The sequence below is a fragment of the Bradyrhizobium genosp. A genome, from assembly GCF_049949275.1.
GTDB lineage: Bacteria > Pseudomonadota > Alphaproteobacteria > Rhizobiales > Xanthobacteraceae > Bradyrhizobium.
In genome coordinates this window covers 7,458,652-7,480,336 of sequence record NZ_CP188196.1, presented here as the reverse complement: position 1 = coordinate 7,480,336, position 21,685 = coordinate 7,458,652, and the positions used below count along the sequence as shown (strand labels likewise).

The window sequence follows — 21,685 nt, the reverse complement described above, 5'->3', positions numbered from 1 at the left end:
GACTCATCCAAGGGACTGGCCGGCCAGTGGACCGAACAGGGCGCGCGGCGAATTATGTTGCGCGTTTGCGCTTGGGTGCTGTCTCACAGTCGATTGACTGCTTCTGCGCAACCTGCTGCCAGCGCAGTGCGGGAGGTTGCGTGATGTCCCGCGACGCTTCTGAGCTGGCGCGCCGCCTCGCCCGTGATGCCGAGGCGGTCTGCCGCCATTACCTGTCCAATGGACGGCGCCAGGGCCGCTATTGGATTGTCGGCGACGTCCGCAATGTGCCCGGCCGCTCGATGTTCGTCCGCCTCAGCGGACCGGACTCCGGTCCCGGCGCCGCCGGGCATTGGCGAGATGCTGCCTCGGGCGAACATGGCGATCTCCTCGACGTGATCCGCGAGAGCTGCGGTTTCGTCGATTTTCGCGATGTCGCCGGGGAGGCACGACGCTTTCTGAGTCTGCCGCCCGCCGAACCGCGCCGCAGCCCAAAGAGTGTTCGCACACCCGTCCCCGCCGGATCGGCGGAAGCGGCACAGCGGCTCTTCGCCATGTCGCAGCCGATCCGCCGCACGCTTGTCGAGACTTACCTCGGCCGTCGCGGCATCAAGCCTGTCCACGCTGCGGGCGCGCTGCGATTTCATCCGCGCAGCTACTATCGCCCGGACGACGGTTCGCCGACTGAGACCTGGCCGGCGATGATCGCCGCCGTGACCGATCTTGCGGATCGCATCACCGGCGCACATCGCACCTGGCTCGCGCCGGACGGCTCTGGCAAGGCGCCGGTCGACACGCCGCGACGGGCCATGGGCGGTCTCCTCGGCCATGCCGTCCGCTTTGGCGCGGCCGACGACGTCCTCGCTGCCGGCGAAGGTATCGAGACGATGCTGTCGCTGCGCTGTGCGCTGCCTGCCATGCCAATGGCCGCCGCGCTCTCGGCCAACCACCTTGCCGCCCTTCTGCTGCCGCCGACGCTGCGTCGCCTCTACATCGCCCGCGATGCCGATGCCGCGGGTGACACGGCGGTGGCGGCATTGACCCAATGCGCCGAAGCAGCGGGCATTGAGGCGCTTGTCCTGTCTCCGCGGACGGGCGACTTCAACGAGGACCTGCATGCATTCGGCCTCGGCGCCCTGCGGGCGGCGCTGCGCATCCAACTCGCGCCGCAGGATGTCGTTCGGTTTATACTGTTCGCTGATGCCGGGACGGTTTGACTGATCAACTAGCGGTGCCGCCGGCAATTGGGCAGATCATGTCGTGTTGTCGGTCATGTTGCGGACCGCAGTCGAGCCTGGACGAGCGCTGCAGCCGGCCTTGCCCATCTCTGCCGATATGCGCGGTGCAGCCACCCGGCAGCGATTCCAGCGACCGTGGGCTACCGCATTTGGTAGGCAGCCTTTGACCAAAGCAGAACAGTTGATAGTCGCAATCGACATGCGGTTTGTGCTACGCGACCCCTGACGAAAGAGGTATCTGATGGCGTGGCTATACATACTTCTGGCGGACATATTCGAGGTCGCATGGCCCTTCGTTTTGAAGCGCTCGATCGGGCTTCCGAAATGGACAACAGTTTTGTCGGCGGTGGTCTTCGCTCTTCCGATTTTTCTTCTGTTGGGTGAATCTGTAAAGTGCTTGCCCGCTTCGACGGTTTACGCGGGCTTCGCCGGAATTGCGACCGTGGGGACGGCGATTGTTGGAATTGCGTTTTTCGGTGAGAGCGCAAATCTTGCTCGCCTGTGTTCTGTCATGTTGGTTGTTGTCGGTCTGGTCGGCGTGAAGCTCTTTTCCGAATAATCTGCACTTGCACTTCGTGGACGGATCATCGGCCATGGAGAACCGAGGCTGTCGTGTGCTATCGAAGCGCGCGCATTGCGGGAGTTGACGCGCTATGGAAAAACGCATTCCGGATGACAAGAGTTGAAATGTCGCTGCCGCAGACATCCCGGAAAAGACCCGCTTCCAGCCGGATCTCATGTTGATCTCTTTCGAAGGGTGGATTCAACTCTGATTTGCAACGCTGTTGCTGAGTTCCTCGAAGAAAACGTCGACGCGCATTCTGAATCCGAGTCTCTTGTGTGGTCGGTCGTCAAGGCGTTGCTCGCTCCATCGCAGGCGCTCGTCGGTGATGGCGCTGAAGTCGGTGTGCCGTGGCAAGTCCTGGCGTTCAGTCCATTTGCGTTTTCGTTGCTGCTGCGTCGCCAAGCAGAGTATGGATCGGCAAAGTAGAGAGATCGGCCTGCAGGGCTGTGGCAATGAGCCGCCGTCCCTGCGCCGGCTCAGGGCGGTGTCGCTCATGCTCGCTCCATCCTCCGCATCGGGCGACGGCGTTGCGTCGGATCGGACCGACAGCAGCGCGCGCACGCCGCCGCCTCCCGCGCGTTCAGGCCGGCGCACGCTGGCCTCCCCCCGCAGCGTCGCTGCGGTAGCGGCCGGTCGAGGTCTGGTAGTACTGCGCGCGTATGGCCGCCATGGCCTCGATCAACGGTCCCCACGGCGCGGGAAAGCGTTCTTCCGCCATCACCCGGTGCAGCATGCGCGTATGGCCGGCCAGCTCGTCGTTGAGGAACTCCACCACAGGCATGGCCGGATAGCGCTGCAGCAGCAGGATCGCTGCGTTGTCGGCCTCGCCGGCCGACCTGTCCTTGTCGCGTCCATGCAGATCGTTCTGCAGGCGCCCTATCGCGGAGATGAGCCGCAGGACCTGGCGAAACGCCGGACGCGCGCGCAAGGTCGCCATGTCCAGCCCCCACAGCAACGACAGGCAACAGAACACGTTCGCGTAGGCGATCGAATCGATGCCGTTGTGCAGGTACTCGGCGTAGGACCAGCGTTCCGCCCCTGCCGCCTGCGCGTGTCCGGCGCGCAGCGCCGCGCAGTAGCACAGGGTATCGTCGAGAAGCTGAGCATAGTCGCGACGATCATAGGCGAGCGCGGCCAGCGAAGCGCGCAGCACAGCGCAGCCCTCGAATCCGGGGAGCGCGCACGGCACGCCCTGCGTCAGCGCCTGCTCCACCGCGGCAAGCTGCTCCGGCCCGATCAGGCCAAGGTCGTTGCAATCGTCGAGCCAGAACAGCAGCGCCAGTTCGCGATAGAACGCCACGATCAGCGTTTCGTCCTGCGGATCGCGGCCGGTGCGGGCGCTGGTGTCGCGCAGGCTCGGGTGGATGCGCTGCAGGATGTACTGGCCGCCCCTGACCGCTTCCACGGCATGCTCGTCGGCGAACCCGGTCAGGGAACGCCCCCACTCCAGCACCTGCTGCAGCGCGCGTTCGGTCTGGATCATGGCGCCGCTCCTGCTCCCTCGGCCAGGACGCGCCGCCCCCAACGAAGCGCCAGCCACAACCCGGCGAGTTCGACCACGCGCACGACCCGGGTGGGGCAATACAGCTCCTTACCGATCCACAGCGGCGTCTGCGGCAATGCATGCGCTGCATGGCGGGCGAGCATCCACTCCAGCGCACGCGCCACCGCCTGCGCGATGCGCCGGCGCCCTGTCGGCTCTTCGCTCCCGTCCATCACGTGCAACGCGAACAGCGCATAGGCGGTCTCCTCGAATGTGGACGCGCGACCGGCGCCCCAGCCGCCGTCGTCGCGCTGCGCCTGCAGCAGCGCCGCCAGCGCACGCTCGTCGCGCCACTGGGGCTTGCCTTGCGCCAGCGCAGCGACCGCATGCGCGGTGGGATACAGCCACGAAACGTGCCATTTTTCGTTGTCCCATAGACCGTGCGGGTTGCGATTGGCCTCGACGTAGGCGCTGGTGCCGGCGGCGGGCTTTCCCAACAGTCGCAACGCATGCAGGGCATGGATGTTGGTCGACACCGAGGCATTGCGCTCGCCGGGGAAGGTGACGAACAGCTCGCCGATTTCGAAATGGCGCAACGCATCGACCGCCGGGTCGCGGCCTGCAAGGCGCAGGACGCAAAACGCAATTGCGGTGTCGTCCGCATCGGCCGCGAAGTGCAAGGCCGGGCCCAGACCGCGCACGCCCAGCCGGGCGTCGAGCTGCGCGACGATCACGCGCACCGCCTCGGCGAGCGCGGGATGCGCGAACAGCCCGGCCAGATGCAGGGTGTACAGCGACCAGCATGGCTCGAACACATTGATCGGCCAGACGTTGGGAACGACACCTTCGATGCCGCTGCGCGTCGCCCGCGATGCCGCCTGCAGATACGCGTCGGCGCGCTCGACCTGCGGCGTGCTCCCCTGTGTCACGGCGTGCGCACGCCACGCGGCGGTGGCCGCCGGACTGATGCCGATGCTGCCGTCGTCATCCGGGCATGCGGTGGTCGGCGACGTCCCCCAGGCTTCCCAGGAGTGCAGCAACGGATGGCCGCTCGGCAACGTCGCCACGGCTCCCAGCTTGGCCCCCAGCTTGACCAGGCGCGCGTGCCGCAACGGCAACAGCGCCGGGTGGCGCGGAAACGCCACGCCGCCCAGCAAGGATGCGGCCTCGCCGCAAAACTGCGGTAGGATCAGCTCCGCGCCGATCGGCGCGTCTTCCGGCACCGCATGCGCGTAGGGATCGGGCTGGCGCTGGAGGAACCGGATTGCAGCCTGGACTGCGTCGGCAGCGCCGGGAAGAGGATCGGCACGCTGCAATGCCAGCAACGCCGCCCACGTGGGCGCATGGCGGAACAGCGGGAAGTCCGCGCTTCCCCATCCGCCATCGGCCTGTTGCTGCGCGATGAGCCACGCGTATGCGTCCTGCCGACCGGTGACGTTGCCGTGAAACTGCAGAGCTCGCGCCGTGTCGTAGACGGACGGACCGACGCTGCCGCCATCGCTCATCTCGCTCAGCAGGTGGCGCAATTCGGAAAGGATCTGTTCGGACAGCGCGTTCACGCGGGATGTTCCTCCTGCAGACGGTTGACGAGAACCAGGATCGGGCAGACGCCGTGCACGTCGCCGCAGGCCCGTCGCGGCCCGGCGCATGTTCGGCGCAGAGAAGACGCGCCAGTACCCGTTCGACCCGCTTTGCGCCGTGCTCATCCAGATCTCCGCAGCAACCTGCTGGATGCGCCGCGCGACTGCGCGCGCAATCCGCCGAGCGCGGAAACGCCAGTTCGGTCGTCGTGTAGCATCGAGCCGGTCTGCATGTTGTTCATGTCCTCGTACCTGACAGGAGACGGCCACGGTGAGCGGCGAGCCGCCGCCGTGTTGCCGGCGTCGCACCGAGCGCGCGCGCCGAGTGCAGCAATGCCACGCGTCGCCGGTGCCGCTGCCTCGCCACATGGGGCGTGCGATGCCAGCTCATGAGAATCCGATGCGGATTGTCATGGACGGATGTGCGGTCGGGTAATAGCGCTGGCCCTTTTCGACGCCGCTCAGCAACCGCGGCCGTACCCCGGCCTTGTGCATGGTCAGCGCCAAGGCGATAGAGAACTGCACCAGTTCCAGCCATACCAAGTGGTAGCCGATGCAGACGTGTGGGCCCGTACCGAACTGCAGCATGTCCACCGGCCGGATCGGCTCCGTGCGTTGCAGCCACCGCGCCAGGCTGAACTGATCAGGCGCCTCGTGCAGCAGCGCCGAGGTCGAGAAATGCAGCAGCGGGATGCACAGATCGGTGCCCGCGGGAATGCGCCGTTGGCCGAGTTGCAATTCCTGCAGCGTGCGACGCGGCAGGACCGTGGTCGCCGGATGCACGCGCAGCGTCTCGCGGAACAGCGCCTCGGCGACCGGACACTGCGCCAGGTCCGCGTGCCGGGTCGGCACCGCGCCCACACGTTGCGCCTCCTCGACCAGGGCGTCCCACAGCATAGGCTGCCGCGCCAGCTCGATCACCATCCAGGCCATCGTCGAGGCGGTGGTGTCGTGACCGCCAAGCAGCAGCAAGCGGATATTGGCGACCAGGACGTCATCGGAGAGCGCATCGTCGCTGCGATCGAAGGCGCTCACCATGTCGTTGATCAACCCGGTGCGCGCGGCATGCGCGCGCGCGTCGCGAACGTACCGGCGCAACTGCGTGTCGATCCAGTCGCGGGCGGCGCGGCCGCGCCGCAAGGGCAGTCCGGGCAGGTCGACCGGGGGCGCGACGATCAACTGCAGCAGTTGCCGGTACTTGCGATGCCATCCCGGCAGGTCCTGCGCGGGGATTCCCATGAGGCTGAAGATGAGCTTGAGCATCAGGTCGCCGGTTTCGCGCAGGATGGTGACGTCGCCGCGGTCGCGCCACGCCTGCACCCGCGCCCGGATGATGGGCGCGAACAGATCGCCGATGCCGGCCTGGGTCAGCCCCTTGGGCAGGAACGCCGCCTTGATCGCATCGCGCGCCTGCCGGTGCGCGCCGCCGTCCTGGGTGACCAACGTTCCGCTAAACAATTCGGGCGCGATGTCTTCGATCAGCGCGGAGGACACGTCCTTGTGCCGGAGCAGTGCGAACGCTTCCGGATCCACGCAGGTCATCAGGTGTCCGGCAGGGCCGAAATCTAGCCAGAAGTGGCTGCCCAGCGTCCGTTCCGCGCGCCGCAGCAGGCGCGGCAGGTCGCAGACGATGGCGGGAAGATGCCCGACCAGGGGGTAAGCGCCGGGCACGACCGGGATGTCGCACCGCAGCCGGTGCCGACGGTTCAGCGGGTTGAGCAGCATGTCCATCAGCAGCGCGCCGCCGCGGCCGCTTCGGCGGTGTCGCCGGCAGGCCGCGCGACGCGGCTGTTGCCACCGTCGGCGTATGTCGGCACATGCGCCAGCATGCCGCCGTCGATGCACACGACCTGGCCGGTGATGAACGCAGCATCGTCGGAGAGCAGGAACGCCACCAGCGCGGCCACGTCCTCGGGGCGGCCGACGCGCGGCAGGAGCTGGTGCCGGCGCAGATGCCGTTGCATGCACTCGTCCAGCTTGGCGAGGAGACGCTCGGTCATGATGAGACCCGGCGCAACCGCGTTGCAGCGGATCTGCGCATGACCGTACTGGGTGGCGAGCGAGGCCGACAGCATGTTCATCGCCGCCTTCGACGCGGCGTAGGACGTCTGCGCGGTGTCACCGCTGAGCCCCTGGCACGACGACATGTTGACGATCGCGCCACCGCCGCGGGCGATCATCCGTGGGATGGCCTGCCGGCAGCAGAGCAGCGTGCCGCGCAGATTGGTCGCCATGGTCTGATCCCAGACCGCCAGGTCCAGGTCGAGGATCGCGCGGTCGCGCGGGGTCAGATGCATGGCGCTCGCGTTGTTCACCAGCAGGTCGACCCCGCCGAAGTGCCGCTCCGCCGTCTCGAACAGCGTTGCCACCGCCTGCGCATCGGCGATGTCCATGGCCAGAGCCAGCGCGTGGCCCGCTTCGGCCGCGATCTGCGCGGTGCAGGCGATGGCCGCCGAGCCATCAATGTCGGCCACCACCACTCTGCCGCCCTCGCGCGCGATGGCGAGGGCGCATGCCTTGCCGATGCCGGCGCCGGCGCCGGTCACCACGGCCACCTTGCCTTCAAACCGTCCCATCGTGTCCTCCTGATTGCGTTGGTCTTTCGCGGCATGCCGCTCGGCCTCCGCCGGAGAAGCCGCAGGGTCGGCGCTGGCGCGCTCGTCATCGCCAGCGTCGCTTTCGATGACCCGAATGGCGGCGACCGGGCACTGGCTGGCCGCGAGCCGCACGGCGGCTTGCAGCGCCGGCGGGACCGTCGCCACGCACACTTCGGCCACGCCGTCCGGCTCGCGCTGGCGAAAGGTGCCCGGCAGCGTCAGCACGCACTGCCCGGTGGTTCCGCAAAGATCCTGGTCGACCACGACGTGCATCTCAGCCCCCCTTCGCATGCAGCCGCACCGGCAGCGCGCGGAACGTCCTAAGGAACGCGGAGGGCTCCCGGATCGGCTGCTCGGCCAATGCCAGTGTGGGGAAGCGCGCCTGGATCCGCGGCAGGCTCTCGGCCAATTGCACCCGGGCCAGTTGCGCACCGAGGCAGAAGTGGATGCCGTGGCCGAAGCTCAGCATGATCTTCCCGTCGGTCGACATGCCAGGACTGGTGCCGTAGAACCGCGCGGGATCGAAGCGGTCGGGATCGGCGAAGGCGTCCGGGTCGCGATTGCCGGCCGCGATCAGCACGCGCACGTCCGCGTTCTTCGGGATCACCACGCCGCCCAGTTCGATGTCGCGCTGGGCGATACGCGGAATGGAGCTGAACATGGCGGGCGCGTCGCAGCGCAGGACTTCTTCGACGAATGCCTTCACCCTCACGGCGTCTCCCTGCAGCCAGTGCCGCTGTTCGGGATACGCCAGCATCGCCAGGACCGCATGGTCGATGGTCGCAGCCGTGGTGGCGAAGCCGCCCAGCAGCATGCCCCACAGCATGCTGATCAACTCCGCATCCGACAGCGTGTCGGCATCGTCGTCGTGTGCGCCGACCAGCATCGACACGATGTCGTGGCGGGGATCGGTGCGCTTGCGCTGTATGAGGTCGCCGAAGTAGGCCTTTACCCTGGCGCTCGCCGCGTCCGCCGCGGCGAGCTGGGGTTCGCTGGCGTGCGGGCTCAGGCCTTCCAGAATGGCGCCGATGCCGGCGGCGAGCCCGAACATGTCCTCCTGGGGCATGCCGAACAGTTCGGCGAAGACCAGCATGGGCAACGCCAGCGCGAATTCCCGATGCAGGTCCACCGCCTCCCCGCGCTCCAGCGCGGGCGCCATGCCGTCGAGGCGCGCTGCGACGATGCGCGCGATGCTCGGCCGCAGGTTGTCGATCTGGCTTATGGTGAAATCGCGCGAGATCAACCGGCGCAGACGCGTATGCGTCGGTGGGTCCTTCATCGCTAGCGTGGACGCGAGCAGATTGAGTGACAGGCTGGTCGCCGCACGCGGGAAATAGCGTGCCAGTTCGCCCGGCGCCGGTCCCCGAAACGCATCGCCCGTGGCCTCGAGCGCCCAGTAGATGTCGGCGTGGCGGCTCAACAGAAAACGGCCCGACGCCGCGCGATGCACCGGATCATGCTCGCGCAACCACCGCATGAACGGATACGGGTCGTGGATGCACGCTGGCGACGCCAGTTCGGCGAAGGCGTCCCGGCATGCTGCCGTGGTTTCTGGCAAGTCCATCTCGGTTACCTGTTGGCTGGCTGATCTGACCGGCGCGCGCCAGGCGCGCCGGAAAATTGCGGAGAAGATCGCGATCCCCGGCGGCGTCCGCGCATCACCAGAGCACCGGGAACTCCTCGAACCCGCCAGTGATGATCTCCTTGCGCAACTTCAGTTCTTCGGGCGCCACAGCCAGGCGCAGCGCGGGAAAGCGCTGGAAGATCGAACCGAACACCAATTTGAGTTCGAGCCTCGCCAGCGCCACGCCGATGCACTGGTGCGGCCCGTGGGAGAATGCCAGGTGCGGCTTGCCGTCGCGTCCGATGTCAAAGATTTCCGGGTCGTCGAAATGGCGCGGATCGAACGACGTCGCCGGCAGGCCGACCAGCACCTTGCTCTCCGCGGGAATATGCACGCCCGCGATGGTCACGTCGGTCCTCGGATAGCGCATGATGCCGTCCCAGCCCGCGCCCGGCGGGTACATGCGCAGGATTTCCTCCACCGCCTTATCCACCAGGGATGGATCACCGACCAGGCGTTCGCGCTGTTGCGGATGGCGGAGCATGGCCAGCAGGCCGAATTCGATCTGCGCGACGGTGCTCTCGTGCCCCGCCACCAGCATGCCCGCCGCCAGGCCGATCGCCTCTTCCTCGGTCGCCTTGCCCTGGTCGACCGCCGCGAGCAGATCCGTCAGCAGGTTGTCGCCCGGATGCTGGCGCTTGTCCCGCAACTTGCCGCGAATGTAGGCGCGCAGTTCGTCCCAGGCCAGGCGCGACGCGCTGCGCGGGCCGCTTTCATGCTGGTGCGTCATCACCTCGTCGGACAGCCCGGCGAAAAAGACGTGATCCTCGTAGAGCACGCCCATCAGCGCGCTGATGACCATGGCCGGAAGCGGAAAGGAGAGGAGGCGCCGCAGGTCGGCGGGCTGGGGCTGGGCCGCCAGCGTCTCGAACAAGTGCGCGGCGATCGCCTCGGCCTGCTGCGCTAGCAGCTTCATCCTGCGGTTGCCGAAGGCCGGCCCCACGATCGTGCGTAACCGGGCATGCTCGCCCCCCTCGTGCGAGACCAGCCATCCCGGCGAACCGAGAATCACCGAATCCGGGGTGAATGCCGCCGGCGGCATTCCCGCGGGCCGGAACGCCGCGTCGGACAGCACCGCCTTGGCCTCGTCGTAGCCTGTCACCCACCAGCCTTCGTGCCCGGACGGGAAGCGCACGCGGTGGATCGGACCGTTGGCGCTTAGCGCCAACATCTCGGGCGAGGGCTCGATGTGATCGACGCGCCACATCGGCAGCGTCGGCAAGGGTTGTTCGGACATCAAGGGTTGTTCGGACATGGTGGCACTTCACTCTCTAAGCGATGGAAGGGCGGAAGGTGACCGGCAGGCGCTGCGGGCAGTGAATGACGTAAGACGGCATGTCGACGACGTCCTCCACGGCGATGGTCAGCGCCAGATCCTCCAGCCGCACGAACAGGGCGGGAAAGGCGCATCGCAATTCCAGGCGTGCTAGCCGCGGCGCCCAGGCAGACATGCGGCCCCTAGCCGAACGACAGGTGCGGGTTGTGCCGGTGGGTGACATCGAACCTGTCGGCATCGCCATAGATCGACTGACCGGAGGGATTGGTGAAGGAGGTTCGACCGCACCCGCCACCGATGTGTCCGCCAATATAGCCTCCGGACCAGTCCCACACCGCCGGTGGCAGTTTCACTCCTGGCTCAAGGTCTGCCGCTTTGGTTGCATCGCTCGCGACGGGCGCAATTGTCGTGGCTCCCAAAAGAAGAACTCCAGATCGCATCCAACACTTCCCTGCATTTTCTCGGTCCACAACCGAGCGCCAAGTCATTGCCACAGCAGATCGTCGGAACGGACCAGACGCGAACAGCGACGCGCGCCGTGTCCGTCCCGATACCATCACACCGCGATTGGTGATGATGCCGTGAACGGAGCAAATCGCGTGCCGAAGTGAATTCGCAGGCCGAGCGGGCACTTCGTAGCGGCGCGTAGTGTCAGGTTTCCGGCATTGGGTCTCAATGCCGACAACCGGCGCAGCAAGTGCCCGACAAAGGCCTGCTCTTGCGGAATATGCGCGAGCATGTCGTCGAATACTTTCAAGGCGGCGGTCACGCGTCAGATCGATGGTCTGTAGAGATTGCCGAGAACAGGGCAACTGTCATGCCGGGGACAAAAATGCTGATACTCCAGAGATGAGCATCAAATCGACGGCAATGGACGCAAAGCTGACAATCGTGTGCGATTGCGCACATTCTCAGGCTAGTTCGATCAGTTGGGATTGCTCGGAGGCAGCACGCCGCGGGCTGCTTGTAGGTCCTGGAAACGGCATGACGCGAGCGCCGCGTGCTGCATTTGAAAGGTGCTCGACCCGACTAGCTCGCATATGGCTGGGTTGTCCTTCAGACTGGTCGCTCAGAGATTTGACGGTGTTCATCCGTATCTGGCCGGTGACACAATGTCCGCAACTCAACCCTGAACCTCGGGGCTCGCGCCGGCGAGGCGCACCCTTCGTCGCCATTGAAGCATTCACTGCACAAATGATCTGGTGGCACACCTATTGCTAATTAGGTCCCAGATCCCTGACCGGTCAGTTGTTCCGGTCCAAGCTCCAGTCGCGACTATCAACCATGACCAATCGCTTTAGATGTCAGCCCATCTGTGCAAGCTCTTTCGCGCAAAGGGTAAGGCGAACAGGCATCGTCAACTTCATCGACCGCTGAGCTGAAGGAGTCGATTGTCAAAGGTTCGAGATTCGGCCGTCCCATCAGGCTCAACGGTTTCTCGATTAGAAAAGCTTCATGATCCGCTGGCGTCGCCGCGCCGGCTGATGAGAATTCTCGGCCCGATTGTTGAGAGATTTGTGCCAGCGATGTTCGACGTGAACGCCCATCATCGCCCTCGTCGCGCCGTACGAACGGAGCTTGTCAGCGATCATCACGCGCGGCGGCGTGCCGGCGGATTTAAAGAGCTTCGTCATGAGCCGCTGCGCAGCGCGCAAGTCTCTTCGGCCTTGGATCAAGACGTCGAGAACGACGCCATTCTGGTCGACAGCGCGCCAGAGCCAATGTTGTTCGCGCGATCGAGATAACGAATTCGTCCAGATGTCATGTCGCCACGAGTGGGAGTGCGCCGGGGGATCCCGATGGGAGAACGCCTTGCCGGATTTACGTCCCCACTGGCGCACGGCTTCATAGGTCACGCCAATGCCACGCGCCGCCAGCGTTCCTCGATCATGCGAAGCTTAAGGAAAGCCGGAAATACAACCAAACGGCATAGCTGATCACTTCCGATGGGAAGCGATGCGCCGATAAAGAGGGCCCCGTGCGGTCGGCATGCCGGTCGTCTACCCCTTGGCCGCTCCAATTCGTAAACTTGACGGTGCCCCAGAACCTAAAGAGACGCAAAATTGGCCTTTAATTCGGCACCGGTTGAACCACGCCCAATTCCGGTTTTTGTCTCAAAAGTGGAGATGCGATATGATTTCGAGTCACCCAGTCGATGTGGTTGGCGGTAGCGACGAGCTCATCGAGCAGGCGCTGCGAGCCGCGATGGGTAGTGCTCTGAGTCCGGAGTCGCCGACTCACCTGCGGGAAGCGCTAGAAGCGGCAGTGTTTCCAGGTGGCGCCCGGATGCGCCCCAAGCTCTGCTTGAAAGTCTTCAATGCATCCGGCGCAAGCCATCCGGAGCTGGCTGCAAGAGCTGCGGCAGCAATCGAATTGCTGCATTGTGCCTCGTTGGTCCATGACGACCTGCCTTGCTTCGATAACGCCGCGCTGCGCCGCGGCAAACCGACGGTGCACCGGCTATTCGGAGAGCCGACCGCCGTTCTGGCCGGCGATGCCTTGATCGTGACGGCTTTCAAACACCTCAGCCAGCAGGCTGCGCGGGCACCTGAGTTGGTCGCGCGCATGATCGAGGTGGTCGCGGAGGCGGTCGGCCCCAGTCATGGGCTGATCGCCGGACAGTCGATGGAGGCCATGACGCACGTCCCAATCGACCGCTATCACCATTACAAGACCGGCTCCCTCTTTGTGGCGGCGACCACGTGCGGCGCCCTGACAGGTGGTGCTGACCCGGCCCCATGGGCGAAGGTGGGGGAACTGCTCGGGCATGCGTACCAGATCGCCGACGACATCGCAGACACGGTCGGCCGCGCCGAGGTGCTTGGCAAATTGCGTGCGGTGGACACGCAACTGAATCGACCCAATATCGTTCGCAGCCAAGGGTTGGATAGCGCAGCCGCCCAATTTTACGCGTATCTCGAACAGATAAGTGACACCATTCCTGCCAGCCCTCACAAAGGGTCCTTCGTTGACTGGCTGAACCAAGCGCTTTGCAAGGGCGTAGCGGGCCCGGGAAAAGCCGGACTGATACAACAAGCGGCGCTGGAATGCGTCCAACCTTTATGAGAAATGAATTACAGCAAGGAAATCTGGTCGTTGGCTCCGTCATGGCTGGATACGATCACATCGAGGCTGGATCTTTCTGATCGCCGTGCTGAAGTCTCACCGGAAAAGCTAGAGGACAGGCACTCATTGCTCGTGCAGAAGAGCCGCTTGCGACACGCGGCTGCGTCAAAGTCAATCTACAAGTGGTTGAATCCAACTCAGCCTTGCGCGCACAACTCGTGCCCGAGGATATCGCCCGCGTTCTGCCGCGTCCGAGGGGCGCTACGGGGATAGCGCCAAGCAATTTTAACTCGCTATCATCATGACCGGTCATTGCGTGAGCTGCCTTTGCCAGACAGGGCCGCGCCCAGGGCCTTCTAGGGGGCGATCGGACGGCAAGCGGCCCGGCCCGGCAATGGCAGAGGTGCGGCTATTTTCCGCCGGCGCTCACGCGCCTTTGCATCGCGAAACAAAATAGCCGCACCTCTGCCATCCTCCGCTTCGCTGCGGCCCTGCGCTTCCACCTGCGCCCTGCGGGCTTCGGCGGATTGATCGCTCCGGGTTCTGGTCCGTTCCGCCCGCCGTCTGGTGATCGCCACGAAGGCCGCGATGGGCGCGGCCGAACGGCAAAGGACCCCAAGCCATGATGACCGAACACGACGACAGCCAGTTCGAACCGCCGCACGGCTCATCACCGACCGATCATATCCTCAACGAGCTTCAGCTCTATGGCCATCGTCCCTTTCACGACGAGCCTGACCCAAGGCCGCTCCCGGAAGCCAAGGCCATCACAGGCGCGATCGCCGACATCTTTGATGCGCTCGTGGCGACCCTGAGCGATACACGGCTTGAACCCGACCTCGAAGATCTGCTCTGGTCGACCGTCAATCTCTTCCATCGCGCTACGGGCCGCATCGAGCGCGAACTCGATGACAACGAAAAAGCCCAGCAAAAGAGCCAGCGCGAGCAGAATGGATCGGAGGTGCGATCGGTCGAACTGGAAAGGCTCACGGCGGAAGGCGTCACACTGATCGAACGCCGCAACGCCATGGAGCTGTTTCGCGATCTGGCGACTGAGCAATTCGAGCTTCATACCGGCTCGCCCTGGCGCCCCCGTTCCGGGTCACTCGTCAATCATCGCAGGCTCACCTCTGCGATGATCGATAGCCGCGATTTCCTGGCTGCCAAACGTCGCGCTGACACCGAGGCGTTGCTGCCGTCGGGACCCAAGATCGCGCTCACCGGTGGACTCGATTTTAACGACGTCGCCCTGATCTGGGACCGCCTCGACAAGGCCCACGCCAAGCATCGCGACATGGTGCTGCTCCACGGTGGCTCGCCGAAGGGCGCCGAGCTGATCGCCGCAAAATGGGCGACCAACCGCAAGGTTCCCCAGGTCGCCTTCAAGCCGGACTGGACCAAGCACGGCAAGGCAGCTCCGTTCAAGCGCAACGACGCCATGCTTTTAGTGCTGCCGATCGGTCTCATGCACTTTCCAGGCACCGGGATACAGGACAACCTGGCCGATAAGGCCAGGAAGCTCGGCATTCCCGTGTGGAAGTTCGGCGGCGCGTAAGCGCCGTCGCCCATCGGCGCTTCTTCGTCGAGGGCCAAGTTCGCCAGCGCTGCAAATTCTCTGATGCGACCGTATAGCGCTCGAGCAGAAAGCTTCGATTCTTGTCCGATCCGACGAACGAGGTCACGCACTCGCACAGCGGCGCATTCTGCGCTATTATTCTCGTCGCGCCGTGGTGGTGGTGGAAGGCGCGAGCGTCATGTCTTTTGTCGCGGAGCCACCACCATGCTTATCATCGCACTCGCCCTCAATATGCTTGGCATCGGCCTGTTCTGCTGGCTGGGTCTCGTCCTTGCTGTCTACGCGCTGCCATATTTCGTCGCGCTTTCCGCAGGATTGGTGGCTGTTCACGCTGGGGCAAGCATTGCCTCCGCAGCTCCGGTCGCAATTCTTGCCGGCGCCGTGACCGTTCTCATCGGTCAAACCGCCTTGATCTGGGCTCGATCCAGCTTCGTGCGCGCGGTGATTGCCGCAGCTTTCACCGTCCCGGCGGCTGTCGCGGGCTATCACCTCGCTCATGGCCTGTCGCAAATCGCGATGCCATCCCCACTTTGGCAGGATATCTTCAGCTGGATGGGCGCTTTTGCCATCGCCGGCATGGCGTGGCGACGGATAACCAGCTTTGCCGAGCCTCCGGCATTGGGCGAGGCTTTGTTGGAGGAACATCAGTAGCCCCTCTCGGCCAGGACGCGACAAGGATAAGCCTTGGGTCGCGATGGCTGAGGCGCCTTGGATTCAAGCGTTGGTGTGGGTCGACGAGCTTGAGCGAGAGATAGTCGCGGCGTTCTCGAAGGCTTTGGCACCCGGCACCTGACCTCCCGGCGGAAGGCAGGCCAGCCAGGGGCATCTCATCGCGGCTGGTTCACGGCAGTCGCGTTCGCCCTTTTCTTCGCTTTTGCTTCCAACTCTACGTCTGAGCGCAGCGACATCTTGTGCAGCCCAACCGAGCGGCGCCACAACTTCTCTGGGGTTGCTGTTCAGCGCACGGACCACCTGGCCTCTTGATGGCTCGATCTGGCCGAAGAGCGGCTGCGCCTCGATCGCCTGAACGCAACGCCAGCGGCGCGACTTTCTTCCCCTGGGCTACGCCCATTCCTCGCGAGGCAAGAAAGTCGCCCCGCTGGCGTCCTCCGCTGCGCTGCGGCCCGCGGGCGGGTGCGTCGTCGATCGTCTTCGGCCTGTAGATCGCCATCGAGGCCGCGGTGGTCGCGGCTCGAAACAGCAAGGAGAAGTAACATGGCTAACATCGGTTCTTTCAAGAAGATCGGCAGCGACTTCCAGGGCGAGATCGTCACCCTCAGCCTCCAGACCAAGGGCGTCCGCATCGTGCCCGAGGCCAACCGCACCAACGAGAACGCCCCGAGCCACCGCGTCTTCGTCGGCCGGGCCGAGATCGGGGCGGCCTGGTCGAAGCGCTCCGAGGAGGGCCGCGACTACCTCTCGCTCAAGCTCGACGACCCCTCGTTCAACGCACCGATCTACGCGAACCTGTTCAACGACGAGGACGGCGACGGCTTCAGCCTGATCTGGTCGCGGCCCCGTAAGAACGGCGACTGAGGTCGCCAAAAAGCCCCGCCCGGTCCGCCGGGCGGGGCTTCCCAATTCGAGGTAACTATTAGTTCGGACGCATTGCCGCTGGACGGTGACGCTCGCCAGGCTCGCGCAGATCAGGATCGAATCTTAGATAGTTTTTCTTCGAGTAGATCTGCAGGCCGTACTTCCAAGGCTTGGGCGGTTTCCCAGATGGTAAGCAGGGTCGCGTTTTGGCGTCCTCTTTCCATGCTGCTTATGAAGGCCCTATCGACGCCCATGCGTTCCGCGACCGCCTCTTGGCTCAAACCAAGGGCCAGTCGGAATCGGCGCGCATTTCCTCCAAAGACCTTGCGAATGTCCATCCGCAGGATAGGAGGCAATCGCGTATTTTGGCGCTACGTGTTATAATACGCGGAGTGGCCTGTGGTCGCTGGATGGAGGTTCGATTGCCGAAATGTAGAGAAGAGCGCTCCCGGACGGCTATTGTGGCATGCCATATGCTACACTCGCATGCTATGCGAGGTGGCGCGGTGCATCCCTCAGTTCGTATTTCGATCGCGTGTGCGGCGTAGGGCCATGTCTAAGCCACCGCTTGATCCTGATGTAGCGGATGTTGCGCCAACCGATTCCGCGCTAACGGTCTATGACGAGCAGCACGTGGTGACGTACACGCGCCTTTTGCAAGCCGAAAGCGAGGGGGCCGACTGGCGGGAGGTCGCGCGAATAGTGTTGCATATCGATCCGGAGCGCGAACCTGATCGCGCGCGGAATGCATACCTGTCTCATCTTATGCGCGCTAAGTGGGCTACTGAACAGGGACGTTTCTTGCGCGGTGCCGGGTCAAATTAGGAAAATCTCACCGGTGAAGTGTTTCTCAAGAACACGATCTTCTTCTCCTCGTTGGTGGTCACTTTAGAGCACTGCGTGGTGCCAAAGTAAGGACTTCCTACAACCCAATCGATCAGAATTATTGCGGCGCAATCCTTGTTATCCGACTGGACAAAGGGGCGTAAGCAATGCCGACATTCGACTGGCGGTCGCCGGATTCGTACAAGAGCCTGCAGGACGCTGAAAGAACCGACATCGCCTGGGAATTTCTTCGCCGAAACAAAGACTACCAACGCGACTACGAAGAGACCGTGAGGAACAGCCCGGACGGCGAAGTATCTCCGGAGTTCAGGAGGAGGTGGGGCATCTGCTTTCGCCCATGACCCGCAGATATCCTTCGAGGAACAGGTCGTCATTTGGGCGCCTGAGGTCCTGCCGACGGTCGTTCCAATCGCGGTGATCGCGTCGACGGTCAGTGGGGACAGCGCTCTTCAGCTCCTTCTCGATCTTGCTGCTGGCCGGGCGCGGCGTGCCTCCGATGGCTGGCACGCTGTGCTACGGATAGGCGTCGTAGAGCATCGAGTCTGGCTGAAGGATCTGCCAGCCGCCGGCGCCAATTACGCAGTTCAATTGGCATTCGACCGCGATTTCGACGCGCGCGCCCTTGCAGCGCAGCGGCTGTGGCGCGCAATGAATGAACGCGCTGTCGGTCCCGCCTCTCACGGATTGTCAAAACAGCGATGCGAACGGCTGCGCGCCGCCATTCAGGCGCTCGATGCCCATGACGCCGGCGGCACGTATCGGATCGTTGCCGAAGCTCTCTTCGGCAAGAAGCGTATCCCCGATCGTGCCTGGAAAACGCACGATCTGCGCAATCGTACAATTCGCCTCGTGCAGAGCGGCCTCGCATTGATGCGAGGCGGCTATCGCGAATTGCTGCGCCCCAAGTACAAGAACAAATAGCCGCCTTCAGCTAGAGGCGGCTTCCGGCGGCGACGCATGGGCGCAGAACGCCGAACGGTTTGTGGCTGGCATTAGAGATGAGGAACGTCCCTTCTACCAGGAGCCACTCAGAACGCGTTGGCATTCCTTGGCTCGATCGATCAACTTCGTGGCCAAGCGCTTGATTATAGTATTGTCGAGCCCCTCCGCTTCCGCGGTAGCGCAGACATCGGTTACATTGTCGGGAAGCAACTCAGCCAGAGAATTCAATCCGGCAATCATTTTGTCGGCGTCGAGGCGGGTTTCGCGGGCGAACTTCTGCCATTCGCGCGCACCAATCTGGCTAAGCTTGTATTCGCCGCCGATCTTCATCGCGAGCTTCATTTTCTGAAACTCGACATCGTTATAGGGAAGGATGCTGGCGATATCGTAGAGCGGCGCAAGTCGCACTGTAGGGCCGCTGGCGAGGAGCAGCGAGTAATTCTTGGCGTGTGCATCGGTGCCGCCGATGAGCCAGTTGAAGCCGAGGGCATCGATGAAAGTATCTAGGTCATCCACGCTATTGGTGGAGTATGTGCGTAGGAGTTCGATAATGTCGGCGGGGGCTGGTCCGCCCTCGCTTTGGTATTTCTTGGTTGGCATGATGCCGCGTGCTTGGCAGATGTCCTCTTGATGGACGCGAACGACGTCATTTGCGCTGAATTGCCGGTCATAGCGTTCGACGACAATGGCGATTTCTTTCTCAAATCGCATGACCTTAGTTTCGGCGACGGGTAAGCCGAGATTGCGCGCAAGATTGAGGCAGATATGTTCGTTCTCGGCATGGCCGTCGAAATGGCCGGTCGGGGGTTTCAAGATATGAGTTGTCGGGATTCGTCCAGAGGGAATTCCCCATCGGTCTTTTTGCAGGAGCAGCGCAGTTTTCGGCTGAGTCCCGGCGAGACTGAATTGCCCCGTATCGCGCGGCAACCGCCATGCGGCGTGATCCTCTCTCAACGCTTGCAAACGTTTGGCAATCGCGGCTTCGTCAAGCCATTCAACTTTGTCGTCCGCACCGCTTTGTAATACCTTCAAACGATCGGGGGTGACGAACTGAATGGCGCCGGCGCAATCCTCGCCGACATGGGAAATCAGGGCAAACACGTTGCGGGCCGAGACCTGAAATTTCTTGGCCCAACGATCGAGGACGCGCTCGTTGTCCGGCAGAAGTCCCCATAAAAAGGCTTGCACAGCGGCGGGACCGTGCTCCTCGGCCGCGAGTGGCATGGAGAGCGAAATCGGATACGCGCCCCTCGCTTCGCGCCAATTGGTGTCATAGACAAAGGTAAGGCGGCTGTGCGTGTCGTTATGCACGCGGCCGACTTCCTTCCCGTCCAAGAGGGCGACGAGTTCGTTTGTCATGCCCTCCTCTTCTTGGCTTTGGCCACGATTGCGTTGATATCGACGCCGGACTCTTCTGAACTGCGGCTGTTGGATTGTTCGCTGCTGGCGTCCAGGCGGATACCGAGAGCGTCAAGAGCGCGGAGCACCAGGCCGAGTTCGGCGCGTGCGTGGCCATGTTCGACTTCGATGACCCACTGACGGCTGACACCAATACGCTTGGCGAAGCTCGACTGGTCGAGCTTGAGTCGTTTGCGCCTGTCTCGAATGATGGCCCCGAGATCGGTGGATGTGCGTACAAGCATCGTGCGCCTAGAATGTCGTCGTTCGCCTACATTACCATATGTCAGCGTTCGGCGACAATATCAAATGTCAGCGAACGACGACACGGAAGGATGTTGCCGTTCGACGACATTGAAAGAGTTGAAGCTGCCATATTTCGTTGCGCTTTCCGCAGGACTGGGTGGCTGTTCACGCTGGGGCAAGCATTGCCTCCGCAGCTCTGGTCGCAATTCTTGCCGGTGCCGTGACCGTTCTCATCGGTCAAACCGCCTTGATCTGGGCTCGATCCAGCTTCGTGCGGTGCCGCAGCTTTCACCGTCCCGGCGGCTGTCGGGGGCTATCACCTCGCTCATGGCCTGTCGCAAATCGCGATGCCATCCTCACTTTGGCAGGATATCTTCAGCTGGATGGGCGCTTTTGCCATCGCCGCCATGGCGTGGAGACGGATAACCAGCTTTGCGGAGCCTCCGGCATTGGGCGAGGCTTTGTTGGAGGAACATCAGTAGCCGCTCTCGGCCGAGACGCGAAAGGAATGAGACTTGGGTCTCGACGCTGAGGCTGCTCAGGTCCAAGCGTTGGCTGGGTCGACGAGCTTGAGTGAGAAATAGTCGCGGCGTTCTCGAAGGCTTTGGCACCCGGCACCTGACCTCCCGGCGGAAGGCACCAGCCAGGGGCATCTCATCGCCGATGGTTCACGGCAGTCGCGATCGCCCTTTCTTCGCTTTTGCTTCCAACTCTACGCCTGAGCGCAGCGACCTCTTGTGCAGCCCAACCGAGCGGCGCCACAACTTCTCTGGGGTTGCTGTTCAGCGCACGGACCACCTGGCCTCTTGATGGCTCGATCTAGCCGAAGAACGGCTGCGCCTCGATCGCCTGAACGCAACGCCAGCGGGGCGACTTTCTTCCCCTGGGCTAACGCCCATTCCTCGCGAGGCAAGAAAGTCGCCCCGCTGGCGTCCTCCGCTGCGCTGCGGCCCGCGGGCGGGTGCGTCGTCGATCGTCTTCGGCCTGTAGATCGCCATCGAGGCCGCGGTGGTCGCGGCTCGAAACAGCAAGGAGAAGTAACATGGCTAACATCGGTTCTTTCAAGAAGATCGGCAGCGACTTCCAGGGCGAGATCGTCACCCTCAGCCTCCAGACCAAGGGCGTCCGCATCGTGCCCGAGGCCAACCGCACCAACGAGAACGCCCCGAGCCACCGCGTCTTCGTCGGCCGGGCCGAGATCGGGGCCGCCTGGTCGAAGCGCTCCGAGGAGGGCCGCGACTACCTCTCGCTCAAGCTCGACGACCCCTCGTTCAACGCACCGATCTACGCGAACCTGTTCAACGACGAGGACGGCGACGGCTTCAGTCTGATCTGGTCGCGGCCCCGTAAGAACGGCGACTGAGGTCGCCAAAAAGCCCCGCCCGGTCCGCCGCGCGGGGCTTCTCAATTCGGACTAACTGCTAGGTCAGCCCCATAGATATGCTGCGGGTACCGAGATGCGCGAAGATCGAAAGATTGAAGTGTCGCTCGAGATAGGTGCGGGCGACGAAGCGTCCAAACAGGCCTGAGAGCGCGACTTTGACTTCGCGCGCCTGCCCAAGCGGCTCCCTGAAGATGAAAGGCGTTCCCGCGCCGGTCGGCGCCAGCAGCGCGTCGAGAATGGACCACGCGCCATAGGCGGCGCCGGGTGTCTGCAGCACCTCCCGAATGCCGGCATCCTCGATATCGGAGACTTCAAGGTCGACGGTCGGGCCAGCGATGGGGCTCGCCAC

Annotated in this window: 24 protein-coding genes and 3 pseudogenes; 10 read left to right on the top strand and 17 right to left on the bottom strand. The window is 63.7% G+C overall.

Translation table 11 applies throughout. The annotated features are described in order from the left end of the window. The first annotated feature begins 143 nt into the window (after window positions 1-143). Both ACP2YP_RS35000 and ACP2YP_RS34995 read left to right on the top strand, forming a co-directional pair. Window positions 144-1,196: a DUF7146 domain-containing protein gene (locus ACP2YP_RS35000; protein ID WP_426420885.1), complete on the top strand. Its 1,053-nt coding sequence runs from the start codon at window positions 144-146 to the stop codon at window positions 1,194-1,196. A 262-nt stretch (window positions 1,197-1,458) separates the two neighbouring features. Further along, window positions 1,459-1,776, top strand: a complete 318-nt coding sequence (locus ACP2YP_RS34995) for a DMT family transporter (protein WP_426420883.1) — start codon at window positions 1,459-1,461, stop codon at window positions 1,774-1,776. 204 nt (window positions 1,777-1,980) lie between these two features. Here ACP2YP_RS34995 and ACP2YP_RS34990 read toward each other — a convergent pair whose 3' ends face one another. From ACP2YP_RS34990 to ACP2YP_RS34930, 13 genes and pseudogenes are all read right to left on the bottom strand, one after another. Beyond that, entirely contained in the window at window positions 1,981-2,343 is a 363-nt protein-coding gene (locus ACP2YP_RS34990) for a hypothetical protein (RefSeq protein ID WP_426420881.1), read from the bottom strand. 19 nt (window positions 2,344-2,362) lie between these two features. Continuing rightward, complete coding sequence (locus tag ACP2YP_RS34985) at window positions 2,363-3,265, bottom strand: terpene synthase family protein (RefSeq protein ID WP_426420879.1); 903 nt, start codon at window positions 3,263-3,265, stop codon at window positions 2,363-2,365. After that, window positions 3,262-4,824 (bottom strand): hypothetical protein, encoded by a 1,563-nt coding sequence (locus ACP2YP_RS34980; protein WP_426420877.1) that lies wholly within the window; start codon window positions 4,822-4,824, stop codon window positions 3,262-3,264. Before ACP2YP_RS34980 ends, ACP2YP_RS34985 begins: the two co-directional genes overlap by 4 nt. Before the next feature lie 91 nt (window positions 4,825-4,915). Next, window positions 4,916-5,078 (bottom strand): annotated as a pseudogene (locus ACP2YP_RS34975) (polyprenyl synthetase family protein); the annotation flags it as partial. Window positions 5,079-5,232: 154 nt separating this feature from the next. Further along, window positions 5,233-6,576, bottom strand: coding sequence for a cytochrome P450 (locus tag ACP2YP_RS34970; protein WP_426420875.1), 1,344 nt, complete (start codon window positions 6,574-6,576; stop codon window positions 5,233-5,235). Then, on the bottom strand, window positions 6,576-7,421 hold the full coding sequence (locus ACP2YP_RS34965; protein ID WP_426420873.1) for an SDR family oxidoreductase: 846 nt from the start codon (window positions 7,419-7,421) through the stop codon (window positions 6,576-6,578). Before ACP2YP_RS34965 ends, ACP2YP_RS34970 begins: the two co-directional genes overlap by 1 nt. Next, window positions 7,408-7,715 (bottom strand): annotated as a pseudogene (locus ACP2YP_RS34960) (ferredoxin). Before ACP2YP_RS34960 ends, ACP2YP_RS34965 begins: the two are co-directional and overlap by 14 nt. 1 nt (window position 7,716) lies before the next feature. Beyond that, the gene (locus tag ACP2YP_RS34955; protein WP_426420871.1) at window positions 7,717-9,006 is read right to left on the bottom strand and encodes a cytochrome P450; all 1,290 of its coding nucleotides are present in this window, start codon (window positions 9,004-9,006) and stop codon (window positions 7,717-7,719) included. Between the two features lie 94 nt (window positions 9,007-9,100). Next, window positions 9,101-10,303, bottom strand: a complete 1,203-nt coding sequence (locus ACP2YP_RS34950; protein WP_426426382.1) for a cytochrome P450 — start codon at window positions 10,301-10,303, stop codon at window positions 9,101-9,103. Window positions 10,304-10,337: 34 nt separating this feature from the next. After that, window positions 10,338-10,517, bottom strand: coding sequence for a hypothetical protein (locus ACP2YP_RS34945; protein WP_426420869.1), 180 nt, complete (start codon window positions 10,515-10,517; stop codon window positions 10,338-10,340). Window positions 10,518-10,524: 7 nt separating this feature from the next. Then, window positions 10,525-10,695 (bottom strand): hypothetical protein, encoded by a 171-nt coding sequence (locus tag ACP2YP_RS34940; RefSeq protein ID WP_426420867.1) that lies wholly within the window; start codon window positions 10,693-10,695, stop codon window positions 10,525-10,527. 203 nt (window positions 10,696-10,898) lie between these two features. Then, window positions 10,899-11,111: a hypothetical protein gene (locus ACP2YP_RS34935; RefSeq protein WP_426420865.1), complete on the bottom strand. Its 213-nt coding sequence runs from the start codon at window positions 11,109-11,111 to the stop codon at window positions 10,899-10,901. Window positions 11,112-11,787: 676 nt separating this feature from the next. Then, a pseudogene (locus tag ACP2YP_RS34930) lies at window positions 11,788-12,333 on the bottom strand (IS6 family transposase); the annotation flags it as partial. A 142-nt stretch (window positions 12,334-12,475) separates the two neighbouring features. Here ACP2YP_RS34930 and ACP2YP_RS34925 point away from each other — a divergent pair. The 4 genes from ACP2YP_RS34925 to ACP2YP_RS34910 all read left to right on the top strand — a co-directional run bounded on the left by ACP2YP_RS34925 (window position 12,476) and on the right by ACP2YP_RS34910 (window position 16,520). Further along, the gene (locus ACP2YP_RS34925; protein ID WP_426420863.1) at window positions 12,476-13,408 is read left to right on the top strand and encodes a polyprenyl synthetase family protein; all 933 of its coding nucleotides are present in this window, start codon (window positions 12,476-12,478) and stop codon (window positions 13,406-13,408) included. A gap of 625 nt (window positions 13,409-14,033) precedes the next feature. Continuing rightward, on the top strand, window positions 14,034-14,963 hold the full coding sequence (locus ACP2YP_RS34920) for a DUF2493 domain-containing protein (protein ID WP_426426381.1): 930 nt from the start codon (window positions 14,034-14,036) through the stop codon (window positions 14,961-14,963). Window positions 14,964-15,188: 225 nt separating this feature from the next. Next, the gene (locus ACP2YP_RS34915; RefSeq protein WP_426420861.1) at window positions 15,189-15,635 is read left to right on the top strand and encodes a hypothetical protein; all 447 of its coding nucleotides are present in this window, start codon (window positions 15,189-15,191) and stop codon (window positions 15,633-15,635) included. 564 nt (window positions 15,636-16,199) lie between these two features. Continuing rightward, complete coding sequence (locus ACP2YP_RS34910; RefSeq protein ID WP_234685179.1) at window positions 16,200-16,520, top strand: DUF736 domain-containing protein; 321 nt, start codon at window positions 16,200-16,202, stop codon at window positions 16,518-16,520. A gap of 110 nt (window positions 16,521-16,630) precedes the next feature. Here the strand turns inward: ACP2YP_RS34910 and ACP2YP_RS34905 are convergent, their stop codons facing one another. After that, window positions 16,631-16,858: a helix-turn-helix domain-containing protein gene (locus ACP2YP_RS34905; protein WP_426420859.1), complete on the bottom strand. Its 228-nt coding sequence runs from the start codon at window positions 16,856-16,858 to the stop codon at window positions 16,631-16,633. A 214-nt stretch (window positions 16,859-17,072) separates the two neighbouring features. Between ACP2YP_RS34905 and ACP2YP_RS34900 the strand changes: the two genes are divergently transcribed. The 3 genes from ACP2YP_RS34900 to ACP2YP_RS34890 all read left to right on the top strand — a co-directional run bounded on the left by ACP2YP_RS34900 (window position 17,073) and on the right by ACP2YP_RS34890 (window position 18,287). Next, window positions 17,073-17,345 (top strand): DUF2285 domain-containing protein, encoded by a 273-nt coding sequence (locus tag ACP2YP_RS34900; RefSeq protein ID WP_426420857.1) that lies wholly within the window; start codon window positions 17,073-17,075, stop codon window positions 17,343-17,345. A gap of 167 nt (window positions 17,346-17,512) precedes the next feature. After that, window positions 17,513-17,707: a transcriptional regulator domain-containing protein gene (locus ACP2YP_RS34895; protein ID WP_426420855.1), complete on the top strand. Its 195-nt coding sequence runs from the start codon at window positions 17,513-17,515 to the stop codon at window positions 17,705-17,707. 73 nt (window positions 17,708-17,780) lie between these two features. After that, window positions 17,781-18,287, top strand: a complete 507-nt coding sequence (locus ACP2YP_RS34890; protein ID WP_426420853.1) for a DUF2285 domain-containing protein — start codon at window positions 17,781-17,783, stop codon at window positions 18,285-18,287. A gap of 93 nt (window positions 18,288-18,380) precedes the next feature. Here the strand turns inward: ACP2YP_RS34890 and ACP2YP_RS34885 are convergent, their stop codons facing one another. Together ACP2YP_RS34885 and ACP2YP_RS34880 are read right to left on the bottom strand one after the other, a co-directional pair. Then, a complete protein-coding gene (locus ACP2YP_RS34885; RefSeq protein ID WP_426420851.1) occupies window positions 18,381-19,667 on the bottom strand; it encodes a type II toxin-antitoxin system HipA family toxin in 1,287 nt (428 codons plus the stop codon). Next, window positions 19,664-19,951, bottom strand: coding sequence for a helix-turn-helix domain-containing protein (locus tag ACP2YP_RS34880; protein ID WP_426420849.1), 288 nt, complete (start codon window positions 19,949-19,951; stop codon window positions 19,664-19,666). The genes ACP2YP_RS34885 and ACP2YP_RS34880 overlap by 4 nt, the downstream gene beginning before the upstream one ends. Before the next feature lie 1,043 nt (window positions 19,952-20,994). Here ACP2YP_RS34880 and ACP2YP_RS34875 point away from each other — a divergent pair. Beyond that, on the top strand, window positions 20,995-21,315 hold the full coding sequence (locus tag ACP2YP_RS34875; RefSeq protein ID WP_234685179.1) for a DUF736 domain-containing protein: 321 nt from the start codon (window positions 20,995-20,997) through the stop codon (window positions 21,313-21,315). Between the two features lie 58 nt (window positions 21,316-21,373). On the opposite strand, the gene ACP2YP_RS34870 is transcribed toward ACP2YP_RS34875, so the two are convergent. Continuing rightward, window positions 21,374-21,685, bottom strand: a complete 312-nt coding sequence (locus ACP2YP_RS34870; RefSeq protein WP_426420846.1) for a hypothetical protein — start codon at window positions 21,683-21,685, stop codon at window positions 21,374-21,376.